The sequence below is a fragment of the Bradyrhizobium sp. genome (assembly GCF_017881085.1).
Lineage (GTDB): Bacteria > Pseudomonadota > Alphaproteobacteria > Rhizobiales > Xanthobacteraceae > Bradyrhizobium.
Map to the genome: position 1 here is coordinate 1 of NZ_JADGRI010000026.1, position 16,302 is coordinate 16,302.

The following is a 16,302-nucleotide window of genomic DNA, read 5'->3' on the forward strand; positions in this document are numbered from 1 at the left end:
AAGCAGGCCGAAGCCGGTGAGTATCAGGCCTACATGCTGGCGTGGAGCGGACGCATCGATCCCGACGGCAATTCCTACGTCTTCCTGAAAACCGGCGCGCCTCAGAACTACAGCGCCTGGTCCAACCCAGAGGCCGACAAGGCGCTCGACGACGCGCGACTGGTCACGGATCTGGCGAAACGCAAGGCCATCTATGAAAAGCTGACGAAAGCCACGCTCGACGAAGAGCCGCTCCTTTACATCTATCACCGCAGGATCCTGATTGCGCATACCACCAGGCTCGAAGGCTACAAGCAGATGCCGGATGGACTGGTGCGCGTGACCGGGCTGACCCTGAAGTGACGAAGGCTGCGGTCATGTTCACGAAACCAGCCGCGCCATGCTGAATTTCCTCGCCAGGCGCATCCTGCAGCTGATCCCGACGCTGTTCTTCGTCTCGATCCTGATCTTTTCGCTGCAGCATCTGCTGCCCGGCGATCCCGCCCTGGTCATGGCCGGCGAGGAACGCGACCCGGAGGTGATCGCCCATATCCGCGCGCAATACCGGCTCGATCAGCCGGCCCCGATCCAATACATCTACTGGGTCAAGGGCGTGCTCTCGGGCGACTTCGGCGAGTCGCTCCGCATCAAGGTCCCGGTGCGCGAGTTGATCGCGCAGAAGCTGCCGGTGACGATGCAGCTGGCGGGAATGGCGATCGTGATCGCTTTCCTGATCGGCATTCCCGCCGGTATCGTCTCGGCGGTGAAGAAGGGCACCGCCTGGGACTATGGCGCCAATTTGTTTGCGCTATGGGGTATCTCGACGCCGAATTTCTGGCTCGGCATCATGCTGATCTTCCTGTTCTCGATCGAACTCGGCTGGCTGCCGGCGTCGGGCTTTGTCCCTCTCACCGAAGACTGGCGCGCCAGCCTCGCCGCCACCATCATGCCCGCTTTCGTGCTCGGCAATGCGATCGCGGCGATCCTGATGCGGCACACCCGAAGCGCCATGCTTCAGGTGCTGGACAGCGACTATGTCCGCACCGCCCGCGCCAAGGGGCTTTCCGAGCGGTCGGTCATCCTCAAGCACGCCATGCGCAACGCGCTGACGCCGATCATCACGCTCGGCGCGCTCGAACTCGGCACGCTTTTGTCCGGCGCCGTGCTGACCGAGCAGATCTTTTCGATCCCGGGTTTCGGGAAATTGATCGTCGACGCCGTGTTCAACCGCGATTATGCCGTCGTGCAAGGCGTCGTGCTGGTGACGGCGACCATCTACATCACGCTGAACCTGATCGCCGACATCGCCTATATCCTCGTCAATCCGCGCTTGAGGGATTGAGCGCATGACCGATGCCGCCCTCGGCGCCATCCCGGTCGCCGCCTCCGACGAAATGGAGAGCCCGGCGCGGCGCGCGCTGCGCCGGCTATTTGCGCGCAAGGGCGCGGTGGCGGGCCTGGTCGTGATCGCGGCCTTCATCGTGCTCGCGGTATTCGCGCCGCTGATCTCGCCCTACGACCCGATCGCGACCAGCTGGACGGCGGTGCGAAAAGCCCCGTCGGCGCTGCACTGGTTCGGCACCGACGACCTCGGCCGTGACATTTTCGGGCGCGTGATCTACGGCGCGCGCGCGTCGCTGGTGGCCGGCGCGATCTCGGTCGGGATCGCGCTTGGCATCGGCGTGCCCTTCGGGCTGCTGTCGGGCTATCGGGGTGGCTTCATCGACGCGCTGATCAGCCGGATCACCGACGCCATGCTGGCCTGCCCCTTCCTGATCCTTGCCATCGCGCTGGCAGCGTTCCTCGGCCCAAGCCTCGGCAATGCCATGATTGCGATCGGCATCTCGACGACACCGATCTTCGTGCGGCTGACGCGAGGCCAGGTCATGAGCGTCAAGGTCGAGGATTATGTCGAGGCCGCGCGCGCCATGGGCAATCCACGCTGGCGCATCGCGCTGTTTCATATATTGCCGAACATCATGCCGGCCCTGTTGGTGCAGGCGACGCTTTCCATTGCGGCCGCGATCATCGCCGAAGCCGCGCTGTCGTTCCTCGGCCTTGGCCAGCAACCGCCCGCCCCATCCTGGGGCAGCATGCTCAACGCGGCGCAGCGCTTCCTGACCAACGCGCCATGGATGGCGCTATGGCCGGGATTGGCGATCTTCCTGGTGGTGCTGTCGTTCAACCTGGTGGGCGATGGCCTGCGCGACGCGCTCGATCCAAGGGAACGTTAGACCATCCGAGCCAACTCGTCGTCCTGGCCAAGCGAAGCGAGAGCCGGGATCCATAACCACCGCTGCGGCGGCTCTTGCAAGGCGCTGGAGCAACCACTGATAGTCGAACGCGGACACCTGTGGTTATGGGTCCCTGCTTTCGCAGGGACGACTAACCGAGAGACAACTCAGAATATTCAGATCACCGTCTCGCGCAGCACACAGCGGCAATCCATCTCGAATTCAAGGTCGACCACCGGCGGTCTCGCAAAGTGCCAGGTTAGGCCGAAGCGCGTGGCGCCGCAGCGTACCAACTGCTCGGCAAACACCGGATGGAAATCATGCACGGTATAGGCCTGTACGCCTGTCGTCGCTTCCCATGTCGTGTAACCAAATGCGGCGAACCGGCTTTCCATTTGGCTCACCGTGAACCGGACCTTCTCCTTCAAGCCCTCCGGAGAAATGTCGCGGTAGCGCACGATGCGCTCAGGATAGCTTCCCGGTCCCCCGCGCGCCTCGGCGCCCCCTGCGATGACAAAGGTCGGCGTCGCGCCCTTGAGCGGTCGCGTGAAGGAGAATGCATAGAACGAAGGCTCGGTGGGTGGATCGATCTCGGGACAAACATTGCTCCGCGCCACCGGATTGGTAGTCCCGTCGTAGATTCCCCATTCCGCGAGCGTTTTGACATAATGCTGATTGAATTCCAGAAAGCCCTCTTCCGTGAACGCGGCAGGTGAACGCAACTCGCAGGCGCAAAACGAGGTCAATGGTTGGCCGGCAGCCTGTATATACTGCGCCGCCTGTGCAAATCCTTCGGTCAACGGCACCAACTCGTCGAAGCGCACGCGTTCGATCTCGTAGCCGCGAAGCACCGCGGCGCCGCTCGAATACTGAAACACCGCCGGGATGAAACGATAATTGCCGGCCGGAAAATCACGCGTCGTCTCTGGCATTCCCCAAATTCCTTTATTCCAGTTGCATGCGGACACCCTTGCCGCCATTGAGCAGTCGTTTGAGGTGGAAACCGGCCAGCGCGTCGTCGGCATGCAGCCCGACCAGCGCGGCGAAGGCCGGCATCGCCGCAGCATCCCCGGCTTCGAGTTTCGCAAACGCGTCGGTATATTGCCGGGTCTTGGGCGCTTCGAATGCGGCTTCCGGCAGCGGCTCATAGGCGCGAAGCGGCTCGCTGCGCCCCCGCAGCACGAGATCGCCGACCGGCCTTCCCCTGAATTTCCCGGCGGCGTCGACGACCGCGGCACTGACGCAGATGCGCGTGCCCAGGAACTTATTGGCCGCCTCCAGCCTTGCCGCGGTGTTGATGGTGTCGCCATAGGCGGTGTAGTCGAAAAAGCGGCTGCCTCCGAAATTGCCGACCAGCGCCGGACCGGCATGCACGCCGACGCGGGTGGCGCCGAAATTCACGCCCTTCTCCTTCCAGCGCTCGCGAAACGCCTGCGCCCAGACATCGAGATCGTGCGCGCAGGCCACCGCGCGCGCGGCGTAGTCCGGCTGGTCTCCGGGCGCGTTGAACAGAATCTGGATCGCGTCACCGATGATTTTTGCCACCGTGCCCTCATGGGCAAACACGACATCGGTCATGCCGCCGACATATTCGTTGAGCAGCGCGCCCAGCACTTCCGGCGGCGCGGTCTCCACCAACGAGGTGAAACCGGTGATGTCGGTGAAGATGGTCGCGACCTCGCGCCAGTGCACCTCCATGCCGTTGCTGTCGCCGACGGCGGCGAGCCTCAAGGCGATCTGCGGCGAAAAATACCGTGACAGCGAGGCGTGGGCGCGCTCGGCCTCCAGCTGGCGGCGGCGCGCCTCACGCATCATCTCGACATGACGGATGGTCTTGTCGATGGTCATTTCGAGGTCGGAAAAATCGATCGGCTTGGTCAGGAAGTCGAACGCGCCGCGGTTCATCGCGGTGCGGATGTTGCTCATGTCGCCATAGGCGGAAACGATGATAGTCGACTTCTTGTCCTCGGCCTCCTGCAGCTTCTGCAACAGCGACAGCCCGTCCATCCGCGGCATGTTGATGTCGGACACCACCATGTCGACATGCGGATGCTGCTCGATCGACTCCAGTGCCTCGAGACCGTCACGGGCGAACATGAATGCCACCGCGCCGTCGCGAATCTGCCGGCGGAATTTCTGCAGCACCAGCGCCTCGAGATCGGGCTCGTCGTCGACGAACAGGATGGTTGCGGTCATGCGGCCTGCCCGAGCCTGGTGTCGATCTCGTGGCGCAACAGCGCGAAATCGATCGGTTTTGTCAAAAGGCCAACCGCCCCGCGCTCGATCGCCTTGCGGCGGGTTTCGGCATCGCCATAGGCGGTGATCATGATGACGGGAACATCGGGCCGCTCCGCGCGCAACTTCGGCAGCATTTCGAGCCCGCTCATGCCGGGCATGTTGATGTCGGACAGAATCAGGATCAACGACGGATCCCTGACCTCGGCGGCGCGGTGCAGCGCAGCGGGCGCCGACGGAGCAAACTCCATCGTGAAGCGTCCGGATTTCAGGTCGCGCCGGAACTGCTGACGGAACAGGGCTTCGACGTCGGGCTCGTCATCGACGACGAGGATGTAAACGCTCAATTTTTGCCTCCAGTATTTGCATGTGCCACCCCCGTTCGCGGCAGCGTGATAATGAATTCTGTAAATGATCCCGGCTCGGTATCGACGTCGATCTTGCCACCGTGTTGTTTCACCACGATGTCGTGGCTCATCGACAGGCCAAGTCCGGTGCCCTCGCCGGCGGGTTTGGTGGTAAAAAACGGATTGTACATCTTCTCCTTTACTTCGCGCGGAATGCCGGTGCCGTTGTCGCGGATCCGGATCTCGACCTTGTTGCCGAGATTTTTGGTGGTCGCGCTCAGCATCGGCTCGAAACCCGCTTCCCCCGCCTCCCTGCGCTTGGTTGCGGCATAAAAGCCGTTCGAGATCAGGTTGAGGAATACCCGGGTGATCTCCTGCGGATAAAGGTCGATCATGCCGGCCGCGGGATCGAGCTCGCGTTTCAGCGTGATGTTGAAGCCGGACTTCTCAGCGCGCGCGCCGTGATAGGCGAGATTGAGGCTTTCCTCGACGATCGCGTTGATATCGGCGGGCCGGTGTTCGCCCGAGCCTTCGCGCGAATGCAAGAGCATGTTCTTGACGATGGAATCGGCGCGCTTGCCGTGCTGCACCACCTTTTCGAGATTGCCCTTCAGCATGTGGGTGAGTTCGTCGATCTCCTCGCGGGTCTTGTCGTCGAGCGTGGACGTTTTCAGGACGTCGTTGAGTTCGTCGATCAGTTCACCCGACAGCGCCGAGAAATTGTTGACGAAATTGAGCGGGTTCTTGATTTCGTGGGCGATGCCGGCGGTGAGCTGGCCGAGCGAAGCGAGTTTCTCGGTCTGCACCAGCCGGTCCTGCGCGGTGCGCAGATCCTCGAGCGACAGGGAAAGCTCCTTGGTGCGCTCCTGGACTTGTTCGAACAAACGCACGTTCTCGATGGCGATGACGGCCTGGTCGGCAAAGGTCTGGACCAGATCGATCTGGCGCTGACTGAACGGTCCAGGCTCCGGCCTTCCCAAGAGTAGCACACCTTCCACCGCGCCGTCGCGCATCAGGGGGACGGCGAGCACCGCCCTGTAATGACCGATCGTCGGCGCCGCGCCAAAATCATATTCGGGGTCGAGTTGCACGTCCGGGACATGGATGGGCTTGCCGTCCATGAAGACCCGGCCGGTGATGGTGTTACGGTTCGCCCTTATCGGGTTGGCATCCATGAAATCAATGAAAGCTTGCGTGCAGCCGGATTCGGCCCTTAGCCGCATCACCTCGCCGTCACGCAGGCAGATGATGCCCAGCGATGCGCCGCACAGCGCCTTGGCCGATTCCGTAAGGGTCGTCAGCACCGATTTCAGGTCGAAGGCCGAGCGGCTGATCACCTTCAGCACGTCGGCGGTCGCGGTCTGCTGTTGCAGGGATTCCGTCAGGTCGTCGGTGCGTGCGCGCAACTCGCGGAGCAGGCGCGCATTCTCGATCGCGATGACAGCTTGCTTGGCGAAGTTGGCGACAAGTTCGATTTGCTTGTCGGTAAAGGGCTTAACTTCCTGGCGGAAGATCGTGATGGCGCCGATCAGTTCGTTCTCACGGAGCATCGGCACGATCACTATCGTTCGGGCTCCGGCTACGTCAGACAGGTCGACTACCGCGGGATCGCCTGCGAGATATGGCGGTTGCGTTCGAAGGTCCTCGATCTGGACGATCTGTTTGTTTCGCGCCACGGTGCTCAATCCGCTTTGGGGATGCGGACGGATCAACTTGTTCATACGTGAATCGACGAACCCGACTGGCGCGTTGTAGAGCGCCACGGTCCGGAAGCCCTCTCCTTCATAGAGGGTCATCGTGCCGAAATTGGCGCCGCAAATACGCGTCGCATTTTCGAGCAATTTCCGGAAAACCGGGTCCAGCTCGCCGGCTGAGGCACTGATGACCTCGAGAACTTCCGACGTGGCTGTCTGCTGTTCGAGCGATTCGCTGAGTTCGGCGGTCCGCTGCTCGACCTTTTTCTCAAGGTCCGCATAGGATTCCTGCAGCCGCGCGCCCATGTCGTTGAATTGATTGGCTAGTCCTTCCAGCTCGTCGCCGGTCGGAATCGAAATGCGCTGGGCGAAATCCCCGCTGCCGATGCGCTCGGCGCCCGCGCGCAGCGCCTGGATCGGGCCGACCATGCGGCGCGCCAGGAAAATCCCCGCCAGCACCGCGAAGATCGAGGCCGCCGCGAGCACAAGCGCGAGGCGCTGCAGGGCGAGATACAGCGAGGCGTAGGCTTCCTCCACCGGCAATTCCACGAACATGGTCCAGCCCAGCGGCGCGATCGGGGCGGAAGCCGTCAGCACCTCCTGGCCCTGGATGTTTTTGGTGCCCTGCAGCGATTCCAGGTTGGCGTCGCTGCTGCCGGCCTGCGCCGCCTGTACCTGCAACAGCTTCGACATGTCGGTGTTGCGCAGCACGAGACTGATGTCGGGATGCGCGATCAGACGTCCCTGCGGGCCAACCACATAGGCATGGCCGTGCTCGCCGACCTTGATCTGCGAGACTACGTCCCAGATCAGCTTGAGATTGACCTCGGCGATGCTGACGCCGGCATCCTTGCGGGTGCCGGCCAGCGACAGCGTCATATAGGGCTCGGACTCCCGGCGGAAATAGACCGGCCCGTAATAGACCTTGTGGGCGACCGCCTCGGTGAATTTCGGGTCCTTGGAGAGGTCGAGGCCGGAGTCAACCACGTCCATGGCAAGCCGCGACACCCTCAGGCGTTCCTTGCCGGTCGAATCGACTTGCGCCAGTTCGGTGATGGCCGGCACCTGCCGCAACAGCCTCAAGGCGTCGAACCGGCGCTGTTCGATCGAGGCCGCCGACCACGGCAGTTGGGTGGTCCAGCCCAACTGGCTTTCGATTTCCTTGATGAACTGACCGATCTTCGCCGCGGCGGCTTCCGCCTGCTCGTGCTGAATCCGGATCAGCGCCGCCTTGTGCTCGCGGTAATAGAAGAAGACCTCGAAAATCCCGTTGGACAGCAGCGCGACACCGACCACCGCCACGAACAGCGCGACATATTTGGTGAACAGCCGGCTGCGGATCCTGGTCCCGGTCAAGCCCGCCACCGGCGCCGCCTCCGCCGCAGGCGGAGCCGCCAGCGTTCGCCCTGATGTGTCGGGTTGGAGGGAAATGCTCATCCAGCCGAAGTTAGCAAGAAGGGGCGCGCTTGTCTCTTGCCGCACTGCGGGAAAGGTCGGGCCAAGCGGCCCCCCAGTGCCGGATATCGGGGAAGCAATGCCAGGGGAAGGCGGCAACCGCCAAAGCAGTTGCCGCCGCCGGATCAAGACCGGGCTTACGTCGGCTTCAGCGCCTTCGGACCAAGGTCAAAATCCGCAATCTCCTTGGCCCGCTCGGACTCTGCCGCCGCCCGGTGATCGGTGGCGATCGCCACATAGACCGCGGGCAGCACGAACAGCGTGAACAGCGTGCCGATCGACATACCCGCGACGACCACGAGGCCGATCGAGAACCGGCTTGCCGCGCCGGCGCCCGTGGCGGTGAGCAGCGGCAACAGGCCGGTGACCATCGCCGCGGTCGTCATCAGGATCGGGCGCAGCCGGACCCGGGCCGCCATCTCGATCGCGGAGCGCTTGTCGAGCCCTTCCCTGAGCTGCAGCTCGTTGGCGAACTCGACCATCAGGATGCCGTGCTTGCTGATCAGCCCGACCAGCGTGAGCAGTCCGACCTGGGTGTAGATGTTCATCGTGGCGGCGCCAAAGAAAAGCGGAATCATTGCGCCAACGATTGCCATGGGAACGCTGATCATGATCACCAGCGGATCCCGCAGGCTCTCGAATTGCGCCGCCAGCACCAGGAAGATGATGATCAGCGCAAAGCCGAAAGTGACCGCGAGCTGGTTGCCTTCCTGCACATATTGCCGGGAATCCGCGAGATAATCGTGGCTGAAGCCCGCGGGGAGCTTCTTGGCCTCGCCCTCGAGGAAGTCGACCGCCTGGCCGACCGTCACCCCGGGCATCGGCACCGCCTGGAAGGTCGCGGAATTCAACTGGTTGTAGTGGGTCAGCGCGTTCGGATCGGTGGCTGTCTCGATCGAGACCACGGTCGAGAGCGGCACCTGTTGGCCGGTATTGGTCGGCACGTAATATTGGCCGAGCGCCTCGGGCGACAGCCGCTGGCCGCGCGGTACCTGTGGGATCACCTGGTAGGAGCGTCCCTCGAGGTTGAAGCGGTTGACGTAGTTTCCGCCGAGCAGCGTCGCCAACGTGCCGCCGATATTCGCCATGGTGATGCCGAGATCGCTCGCCTTCGAGCGGTCGATCTTGACCCGGACCACCGGCTGGTTGAAGTCGAGATCGCTGTCGGAGACGATGAACAGCCCGCTCTTGCGCGCGGCGTCCTTCAGCTTGAGCATCTGGTCATAGACCGCCTGGAATCCGGCCGTGGAGTTGATCACCATCTGCACCGGCAGACCGCCGGGACCGCCGGGCAGCGGCGGCAGGTTGAACGCGAAGGCATTGACGCCTTCGATCTTGCTGAGCTGCGCCTGCACTAGCGGCTTGAGCGCGATCGACGAGCGCTTGCGCTCGTCCCACGGCTTCAGCAGCATGCCGGCGATGCCGCCCTGCGGGCCATTGATGCCGTTCAGCACGAAGCGCAGGTCGGTCTCGGGGAAGCCGCCAAACACCTTGTCGAGCTTCTCGCCGTAGTAATCCACGTAATCGATGTTGGCGTATTTCGGCGCCTTGGTCACGGCGAACACGATGCCCTGGTCTTCTTCAGGCGCGAGTTCCTTCGACGTATGCATATAGAAGAATCCGACCAGCCCGAGAACGGTCAGCGCGAACAGGCCCGTGATCGGCCGGTAGTCGAGCGAGCGATCGAGCTGCCTGCCATACCAGCGCGTCATCGATCCGAAGACGCGGTTCACGGCCTTTGCAAACCGTCCTTCCTCGGCGTTCTTCAGGAAAACCGAGCACATCATCGGCGACAGCGTCAGCGCGATCACGCCGGAAACGATCACCGAGCCGGCCAGCGTGAACGCAAATTCGCGAAACAGCGAACCAGTGAGGCCGCCGAGGAAGCCGATCGGCGCGTACACCGCGGCCAGCGTAATGGTCATGGAGATGACGGGGCCGACGATCTCGCGCGCGCCCTGCATCGCCGCCTGCACGGGCGGCTTGCCCTCCTCCAGGTGGCGGTGGATGTTCTCAACCACCACGATGGCGTCGTCGACCACGAGCCCGATCGCCAGCACCATCGCCAGCAGCGTCAGCAGGTTGAAACTGAATCCGGCCATCAGCATCAGGCTGCAGACGCCGATCAGCGACAGCGGAATCGTCACCACCGGGATGATCACGGAGCGGAACGATGCCAGGAACAGGAAGATCACCACGACCACGATGATGACCGCCTCGCCGAGCGTCTTCTCGACCTCGTCGATCGAGGATTGGATGAATTTGGTGGAATCGTACGCCACCTTCATTTTCATCGACGGCGGCAGGTTGCGTTCGAGCTCGGGAAAGAGCGCGCGGACGCCCTTGACCAGCGTCAGCGGGTTGCCTTGCGGCGTCGCCTGCACGCCGATGAAGATCGCGTGCTCGCCGTTGAAGGCGACGCTGGCATCGGTGCTCTGCGCCGCGAGCTCGACGGTGGCGACGTCCTCCATTCGCACAAATCCACCGTCCTTGGATTTGATGATCATGCGCTTGAACTGATCGAGGTTCTTCAGGTCGGTATTGGCCGACACGTTGGAAACGATGAAATAGCCCTTGGACTGGCCCGCGGCAGCCTGGAAGTTGTTGGCGGCGATCGCGGCCGAAACGTCAGCGGGCGACACGCTGCGGCCGGCCATGCGCACGGGATCGAGCCACAGCCGCATCGCAAAGGTCTGGCCGCCCAGAATATCGGCCGACGCGACGCCGTCGACGGTGGAAAGCACCGGCTGAACCACGCGCGTCAGGTAGTCCGATATCGCCGATCCCGACAGCACTTCGCTCGAGAAGCCGAGATACATCACCGCGGTGGTCTGACCGGTCGTCTTGGTCACGATCGGGTCGTTCGATTCCTTCGGGATGAGGTATTTGACCGAATTCACCTTGGCGAGGACTTCCGTCAGCGCCTGATTCGGATCGAAATTCAGCTTGATGTAGACTTGGATGGTCGAGGTGCCGAGCACCGAAGACGAGGTCATGTAATCGACGCCTTCGGCGGACGCGACGGCCTGCTCGATCGGCGTGGTGATGAAGCCCTGAATCAGATCGGGGGACGCACCCGGATAGACGGTGGTGATGTTGACCACCGTGTTCGACAGTTTCGGATACTGCCGGATCGGCAGGCTGGTCGCAGCCCGGAAGCCGATCAGAAGGATCAGCAGGCTGACGACCACCGACAGCACGGGTCGCTTGATGAAAATATCGGTCCAGACCATCGCGATGCGCTCCGTTAGATCATGATCCGATTCAATCGGATTCTGATCTCATCTTCTTGTTCGAGCATGATCTCCGGGAAAACGCTTCGCGTCTGTCCCGGGTCTTTGCTTCAATAACGCGGCGGTTTCGCCGGAATGGGCGGCGGTCCGTCGGCTGAGATGGCCACCGCCGCGCCGGATTGCAGCTTCAGCTGGCCGACGGCGACCACGCGATCTCCGGGCTTCAACCCTGACAGGATCTCGGCGCGCCCGTCGACCCGGTTTCCGGTACGCACAAAGGTGCGAACGGCGCTCAGGCTGGTCTTGCCGTCATCCTCTTTCTTCTCGGTGATCAGGAACACGGAGTCGCCGTACAGCGTATAATCGACGGCGGTCTCGGGAACGGTGACGACCGGCGGCTTGTCGGGCAGCACTACCGTCGTGGTCGCGAACATGCCGGGCTTGAGGATATGATCGGGATTGTCGAGGGTGGCCTGCACGCGAATGTTGCGCGTATCGGTCGCGATCTGCGGTTCGATCGCGTTGATCTTGCCCTCGAAGGTGCGGCCGGGATAAGCGTCTACGGCGATGCGCACGGTCTGTCCGACCTTGAGGGCCGCGCTGTCTTTTTCCGTCACGGTGAAGTTCGCGTAAAGCTGCGACAGGTCGGTCAGCGACACGATCTGTGTGCCCGCTGTGAGGAACTGGCCGACCTCGACGTGGCGGACGCCGAGTTCACCGTCGAACGGCGCGCGCACCAGTTTCTGCGAAATGATCGCCTCGGTCTTGGCGATGCCGGCATTGGCCTGGTCGAAGGCCGCCTGCGCGGAATCGACGGTCGCCTGCGGTCCGAACTGGCGCGACGCAAGCTGCTTGGCGCGGTCCAGCGACAGCTGCGCCACCGTGGCCTGCGCCTTGAAGCTCGCGAGATCGCCCTGGTCGGGGGCGTCGAACAATTGCACCAGCGGGCTGCCGGCCTTCACGCTGGAGCCGGCGGTGAACATGATGTCGGTGATGCGGCCCGAGACGTCGGAGGTGACATTCACCTGATGTACGGCGGCGAGATCGCCGACCGCGGTCAGGAGATTCGGAATCACTTCCGATTTCGCCTCCGAAATGCTCACGCTCGTCGGCGGCGGCCTATTGTTGGCGAAGAACTGTGCGATCATCTGTCCGCGGAAGTAGTTGAACCAGACGAAGCCGCCGACCAGCGCCGCGAGCAATAGCCCAACGATGATGAACCAGCGCACCATCCGGACCGGACGCTTGCGGGGCTGCTCTACGATCGGCTTGCCTGCGATCTTGGGTTCCGTTGCAATGTTCATGTCATGCACCTTCTGCAGCTACCTTCTGCCCCGGATCATCCGACAATTCGCGATCCAGATAGGAGGCAATGGCGGTTTCGTTCAATCCAATGCCGCGGAGAATGAATTCGCAAAGCTGCCGCTCCAGGTCGGCTGACTTGCCGTAGGAAAGACACGGCACCGACGGCATCCGCGTCAGCGTCGCCATCAGCACGGCGTGATGGGCGAACCAGAACAGGTTCATCGGCTGCTGCCCGATCCGCGCCGCGTCCCCTGCCTCCACTGCACGCTCCAGCGACGTGGTGAAGACGGATCCGAGCAAGCCTCCGATCTTCTCGTAGATCAGCCGCGCGAATTCTCCGTCGTCCAGGTGGCTGGTGACCATCAGGCGGAGCCGCTGGGCCTCCTCCTGGTCGGGAGCGGCAGAGACCCCCTGGAAATGGCGGACCATGCAGCGAATCAGCACGACCAGCGTTTCCGTCGAAGGCTGCAGTCCCAACAACCGGTTCAGCCCCGGATCCGCCTCGCATTCTTCCGCAAGGATTTCCGCATACAGCGCCGATTTGGTCGGAAAGTGCTTGAACAGCAACCCTTCGGAAATCGAGGCCGCCGCAGCGACGCTTCTAGTCGTGGTGCCCGCGAAGCCGTGGCGGGCAAAACAACGCTTGGCGGCACTGAGGATCAGCTGCCGCCGCAAGTCGCCAGTCATTCGCAAAGTGCTCATCTTGTGAGTAAGCACTCACCTTGACAAATGTCAACGAATTTGCTGCGGCGCACACGTTCACGTGAACGTTAGATCGGGCTGAAGCCGAGTGACCCGCGGATACGGTTCACAATAAAAGTACCGTCCCGGCTGGAGAGCACACGCTCAAGGTTGGCGCTGTCGATCTTGACGCTGGCAAAGCGCGGTCCGCTGGCGGTGTCCTGCATGGCAACCGCATAAGCCTCGATCTCGGCCAGGGTCGCGATCGCGCGGGCGTCCGCGATCCCGCAGGACCTGGCGACGCCGACGAGGTCGACGGTTGCCGCGGTGTGGCTCGCCTGCCCGCCCGTCTCGCCATACACCTCGTTGTCCAGCACCACGATGGTGAGATTGGCGGGCTGCTGCAGGCCGACGGTGGCGAGGCTGCCCATCCCCATCAACATTTCGCCGTCTCCCGTGATCACGACCACGGGCAGCTTCGGCTGCGCCAGGGCGATGCCGAGCCCGATCATGACGGCGCCACCCATGGCGCCCCACAGATAAAAGTTGCGATCGTGATCGCCGGCCGCGGCGATATCGTAGGTCGAGGCGCCCAGGCCGCCGACGGCGATCGCCCCCTTGCGGTCCGCCAGCAGACGGGAAACGACGCTGCGGCGATCGAGAAGATTTGCTTTGCTCATTTGGTGAAGACCTTTGCCCCGATCAGGCGCTGCGACAGAAGAACGGCGGTCGGCGTGCAGGCGTTGTAGGCCTGCCCGGCCCCGGCCTCGACGACCTCGCGCACCTCGTCCGGGTGAGAGGCGCGCAACACCCTGATTCCGCATAGTTCAAACACCGCCTGTGTGCTCGATCCCATCGGCACCTGCCAGGGATTGAACTCGCCCCATTCGCCGCGCATCGTCACCAACGTCAGGAACGGAAAGCGGAAGACCTGGGTCAGCGACAGCATGTTGACGCAATTGCCGACGCCGCTCGACTGCATCAACAGCACGCCGCGCTGGCCGCCGGCCCAGGCGCCGGCCAGCAACGCTACGCCTTCCTCCTCGGTCGTCAGCGGAATGCCGCGCATCGAGGATGAACCCAGCACGCGCTCGATCAGCTGCGAATGCCCGGCGTCCGGCACGTAAGGCACCTGACGGACGTCGAAGCGCTGCAAAATCCCAAAGATCTCCTCGGGCCAGGAAGGAGCAGTCTCAGTTTCCGTGCGGGCGTCCATTTTCATTTCCAGTCGGTTAGGCGAGACTGTATTCCGGTGCGGGACTTTAATGCCTGAGCCGGTTTCGGAAAGAGTAAAAACGGCATATCGGTCTTCCCCAAGAGTATGGCAGCATGAATGCGAACGCGCGAGAGCTGGCGGCCCATTTCGACATCGAGAAACTGACGGCAGAATTCTATGCCGACCCCTACCCGGTTTATCGTGCACTGCGGGAGCATGAGCCGGTCAAGCGCATGCCCAACGGTTCCTGGTTCCTGACGCGCTATGACGACCTGGTCAGCGCCTACAAGAACACCAGGCTGTTCTCCTCCGACAAGAAGAAGGAGTTCTTGCCGAAATACGGCGCGTCGCTGCTCTACGAGCACCACACCACCAGCCTCGTCTTCAACGACCCGCCCGCACATACGCGGGTGCGGCGGCTGATCATGGGCGCGCTGTCGCCACGCGCGATCGCGGAAATGGAGCCTTATCTGATCGCGCTGGTCGACCGGCTGCTCGATGACCTCGCCGCAAAGGGCGATGTCGATCTGATCGATGACTTTGCTTCCGCCATCCCCATTGAAGTGATCGGCAATCTGCTCGACGTGCCCCGGGAGGAGCGCGACCCCCTGCGCGACTGGTCGCTGGCCATCCTTGGCGCGCTGGAGCCCGTGATCTCGGCGGAAGCCTTTGCCCGCGGCAACATAGCTGTGAAGGATTTTCTCGGCTATCTGGAAGTCCTGGTAGCGCGGCGCCGGGCAAGACCGGGCAATCCTGATCGCGACGTGCTGACGCGGCTGATTCAGGGCGAGGAAAGCGGCGAGCGGCTGACGGAGAAGGAACTGCTGCACAACTGCATCTTCCTGCTCAACGCCGGCCACGAGACCACCACCAATCTGATCGGCAACGGGCTGGTGGCGCTGTCGCGCCATCCCGAACAGAAGCAGCGGCTGATCGAACACCCTGAATTGATCAAGACCGCGGTGGAAGAGATTTTGCGATACGAAAGTTCGAACCAACTCGGCAACCGCATGACGACGGAGCAGGTCGAGCTCGGCGGCGTCACGCTTCCCGCCGGCACGTCGCTGACGCTGTGCATCGGCGCCGCCAACCGCGACCCCCGGCAATTCCCTGATCCTGAAAATTTCGACGTCGGCCGCACCCCGAACCGGCACCTGGCGTTCGCTACCGGTGCGCATCAATGCGCCGGGATGGCGCTGGCCCGGCTCGAAGGCGCGATCGCGATTTCAAGATTCCTGGCGCGGCTTCCCGGCTACGCACCGAACGGCGAGCCGGTGCGGGGCGGTCGCGCGCGCTTTCGTGGATTTTTGAAGGTGCCGTGCACGGTCGCCTAGTGAATGTGATGCAGCGCAGCAAATCATCCGCGAAGGTCTCCGTCGGCTGACGCGTGCAGACAGAGCTGCTAGGGTAGCTTCCGGTGCATTTCGAACGGAGTTTTGCGATGGACGCCGTGACGCCGACAGGCCCTCAGACATCAGACGCGCATTCCCACCTTGTTCAGCCGCAAAACATGGAATGGCAAAAGACCCGCTTCCCCGGCTGCGAGGCCAAGACGCTGCTGTTCGATCGCACTACCGGCCTGATGACCGCCTTGATGCGGTTCGCGCCGGGCTCCGTGCTGCCCGACCACGAGCACGTCAACATCGAGCAGACCTATGTTCTCGAGGGCAGCCTCGTCGACAAGGAAGGCCCGGCGAAGGGCATCGCGTGCAAATCAGGCGAATTCATCTGGCGCGAGCCGAACAGTCGCCACGCCGCGTGGTGTCCGGAAGGCGCGCTGATCCTTGCGATGTTCCAGGTCCCCAACAAGTTCTTCGAAGCCGACGGCCGCGTCGTCGATGCCACCGGCGCGGATTGGGACGAGACCTGGGGACATACAAGCAAGGGCTGAGAGGCGTTCGGCGCGCACCATCCCGGAACGAC

13 protein-coding genes and 1 pseudogene are annotated in these 16,302 nt (G+C 62.9%); 5 read left to right on the forward strand and 9 right to left on the reverse strand.

Going from position 1 to position 16,302, the window contains the following annotated elements; all coding sequences use genetic code 11:
* From QZ213_RS04315 to QZ213_RS04325, 3 genes and pseudogenes are all read left to right on the forward strand, one after another.
* Positions 1-342, forward strand: a pseudogene (locus QZ213_RS04315) (ABC transporter substrate-binding protein); the annotation flags it as partial.
* A gap of 37 nt (positions 343-379) precedes the next feature.
* Positions 380-1,321: an ABC transporter permease gene (locus QZ213_RS04320; protein ID WP_291684821.1), complete on the forward strand. Its 942-nt coding sequence runs from the start codon at positions 380-382 to the stop codon at positions 1,319-1,321.
* Between the two features lie 4 nt (positions 1,322-1,325).
* Positions 1,326-2,213 carry an ABC transporter permease gene (locus QZ213_RS04325; RefSeq protein WP_291684822.1) on the forward strand — a complete coding sequence of 296 codons (888 nt, stop codon included), beginning with the start codon at positions 1,326-1,328 and terminating at the stop codon, positions 2,211-2,213.
* Positions 2,214-2,389: 176 nt separating this feature from the next.
* Here the strand turns inward: QZ213_RS04325 and QZ213_RS04330 are convergent, their stop codons facing one another.
* The 9 genes from QZ213_RS04330 to QZ213_RS04370 form a co-directional block, all read right to left on the reverse strand.
* On the reverse strand, positions 2,390-3,145 hold the full coding sequence (locus QZ213_RS04330) for a hypothetical protein (RefSeq protein ID WP_291684843.1): 756 nt from the start codon (positions 3,143-3,145) through the stop codon (positions 2,390-2,392).
* Between the two features lie 13 nt (positions 3,146-3,158).
* Positions 3,159-4,409, reverse strand: coding sequence for an adenylate/guanylate cyclase domain-containing protein (locus QZ213_RS04335; protein WP_291684823.1), 1,251 nt, complete (start codon positions 4,407-4,409; stop codon positions 3,159-3,161).
* The gene (locus QZ213_RS04340) at positions 4,406-4,795 is read right to left on the reverse strand and encodes a response regulator (RefSeq protein ID WP_291684824.1); all 390 of its coding nucleotides are present in this window, start codon (positions 4,793-4,795) and stop codon (positions 4,406-4,408) included. The genes QZ213_RS04335 and QZ213_RS04340 overlap by 4 nt, the downstream gene beginning before the upstream one ends.
* Positions 4,792-7,926 carry a GAF domain-containing protein gene (locus QZ213_RS04345; protein ID WP_291684825.1) on the reverse strand — a complete coding sequence of 1,045 codons (3,135 nt, stop codon included), beginning with the start codon at positions 7,924-7,926 and terminating at the stop codon, positions 4,792-4,794. The genes QZ213_RS04340 and QZ213_RS04345 overlap by 4 nt, the downstream gene beginning before the upstream one ends.
* A 155-nt stretch (positions 7,927-8,081) precedes the next feature.
* On the reverse strand, positions 8,082-11,177 hold the full coding sequence (locus tag QZ213_RS04350) for a MexW/MexI family multidrug efflux RND transporter permease subunit (RefSeq protein WP_291684826.1): 3,096 nt from the start codon (positions 11,175-11,177) through the stop codon (positions 8,082-8,084).
* Between the two features lie 110 nt (positions 11,178-11,287).
* Entirely contained in the window at positions 11,288-12,481 is a 1,194-nt protein-coding gene (locus tag QZ213_RS04355) for an efflux RND transporter periplasmic adaptor subunit (protein WP_291684827.1), read from the reverse strand.
* Position 12,482: 1 nt separating this feature from the next.
* The gene (locus tag QZ213_RS04360; protein WP_291684828.1) at positions 12,483-13,184 is read right to left on the reverse strand and encodes a TetR/AcrR family transcriptional regulator; all 702 of its coding nucleotides are present in this window, start codon (positions 13,182-13,184) and stop codon (positions 12,483-12,485) included.
* A 68-nt stretch (positions 13,185-13,252) separates the two neighbouring features.
* On the reverse strand, positions 13,253-13,843 hold the full coding sequence (locus tag QZ213_RS04365) for a thiamine pyrophosphate-dependent enzyme (RefSeq protein WP_291684829.1): 591 nt from the start codon (positions 13,841-13,843) through the stop codon (positions 13,253-13,255).
* The gene (locus QZ213_RS04370) at positions 13,840-14,379 is read right to left on the reverse strand and encodes a thiamine pyrophosphate-binding protein (protein ID WP_291684830.1); all 540 of its coding nucleotides are present in this window, start codon (positions 14,377-14,379) and stop codon (positions 13,840-13,842) included. Before QZ213_RS04370 ends, QZ213_RS04365 begins: the two co-directional genes overlap by 4 nt.
* A gap of 113 nt (positions 14,380-14,492) precedes the next feature.
* On the opposite strand from QZ213_RS04370, the gene QZ213_RS04375 reads away from it, so the two are divergent.
* Both QZ213_RS04375 and QZ213_RS04380 read left to right on the forward strand, forming a co-directional pair.
* Positions 14,493-15,713, forward strand: coding sequence for a cytochrome P450 (locus QZ213_RS04375; RefSeq protein ID WP_291684831.1), 1,221 nt, complete (start codon positions 14,493-14,495; stop codon positions 15,711-15,713).
* Positions 15,714-15,820: 107 nt separating this feature from the next.
* Complete coding sequence (locus QZ213_RS04380; RefSeq protein WP_291684832.1) at positions 15,821-16,270, forward strand: cupin domain-containing protein; 450 nt, start codon at positions 15,821-15,823, stop codon at positions 16,268-16,270.
* The last annotated feature ends 32 nt before the right edge of the window (positions 16,271-16,302 follow it).

Bases quoted from the DNA above. Each gene is read 5' to 3' on its own strand.
- QZ213_RS04325 (WP_291684822.1), top strand. From the start codon at position 1,326: ATGACCGATGCCGCCCTCGGCGCCATCCCGGTCGCCGCCTCCGACGAA.
- QZ213_RS04380 (WP_291684832.1), top strand. From the start codon at position 15,821: ATGGACGCCGTGACGCCGACAGGCCCTCAGACATCAGACGCGCATTCC.
- QZ213_RS04350 (WP_291684826.1), bottom strand. From the start codon at position 11,177: ATGGTCTGGACCGATATTTTCATCAAGCGACCCGTGCTGTCGGTGGTC.
- QZ213_RS04365 (WP_291684829.1), bottom strand. From the start codon at position 13,843: ATGAGCAAAGCAAATCTTCTCGATCGCCGCAGCGTCGTTTCCCGTCTG.
- QZ213_RS04320 (WP_291684821.1), top strand. From the start codon at position 380: ATGCTGAATTTCCTCGCCAGGCGCATCCTGCAGCTGATCCCGACGCTG.
- QZ213_RS04370 (WP_291684830.1), bottom strand. From the start codon at position 14,379: ATGGACGCCCGCACGGAAACTGAGACTGCTCCTTCCTGGCCCGAGGAG.
- QZ213_RS04335 (WP_291684823.1), bottom strand. From the start codon at position 4,409: ATGACCGCAACCATCCTGTTCGTCGACGACGAGCCCGATCTCGAGGCG.
- QZ213_RS04345 (WP_291684825.1), bottom strand. From the start codon at position 7,926: ATGAGCATTTCCCTCCAACCCGACACATCAGGGCGAACGCTGGCGGCT.
- QZ213_RS04360 (WP_291684828.1), bottom strand. From the start codon at position 13,184: ATGAGCACTTTGCGAATGACTGGCGACTTGCGGCGGCAGCTGATCCTC.
- QZ213_RS04355 (WP_291684827.1), bottom strand. From the start codon at position 12,481: ATGAACATTGCAACGGAACCCAAGATCGCAGGCAAGCCGATCGTAGAG.
- QZ213_RS04375 (WP_291684831.1), top strand. From the start codon at position 14,493: ATGAATGCGAACGCGCGAGAGCTGGCGGCCCATTTCGACATCGAGAAA.
- QZ213_RS04330 (WP_291684843.1), bottom strand. From the start codon at position 3,145: ATGCCAGAGACGACGCGTGATTTTCCGGCCGGCAATTATCGTTTCATC.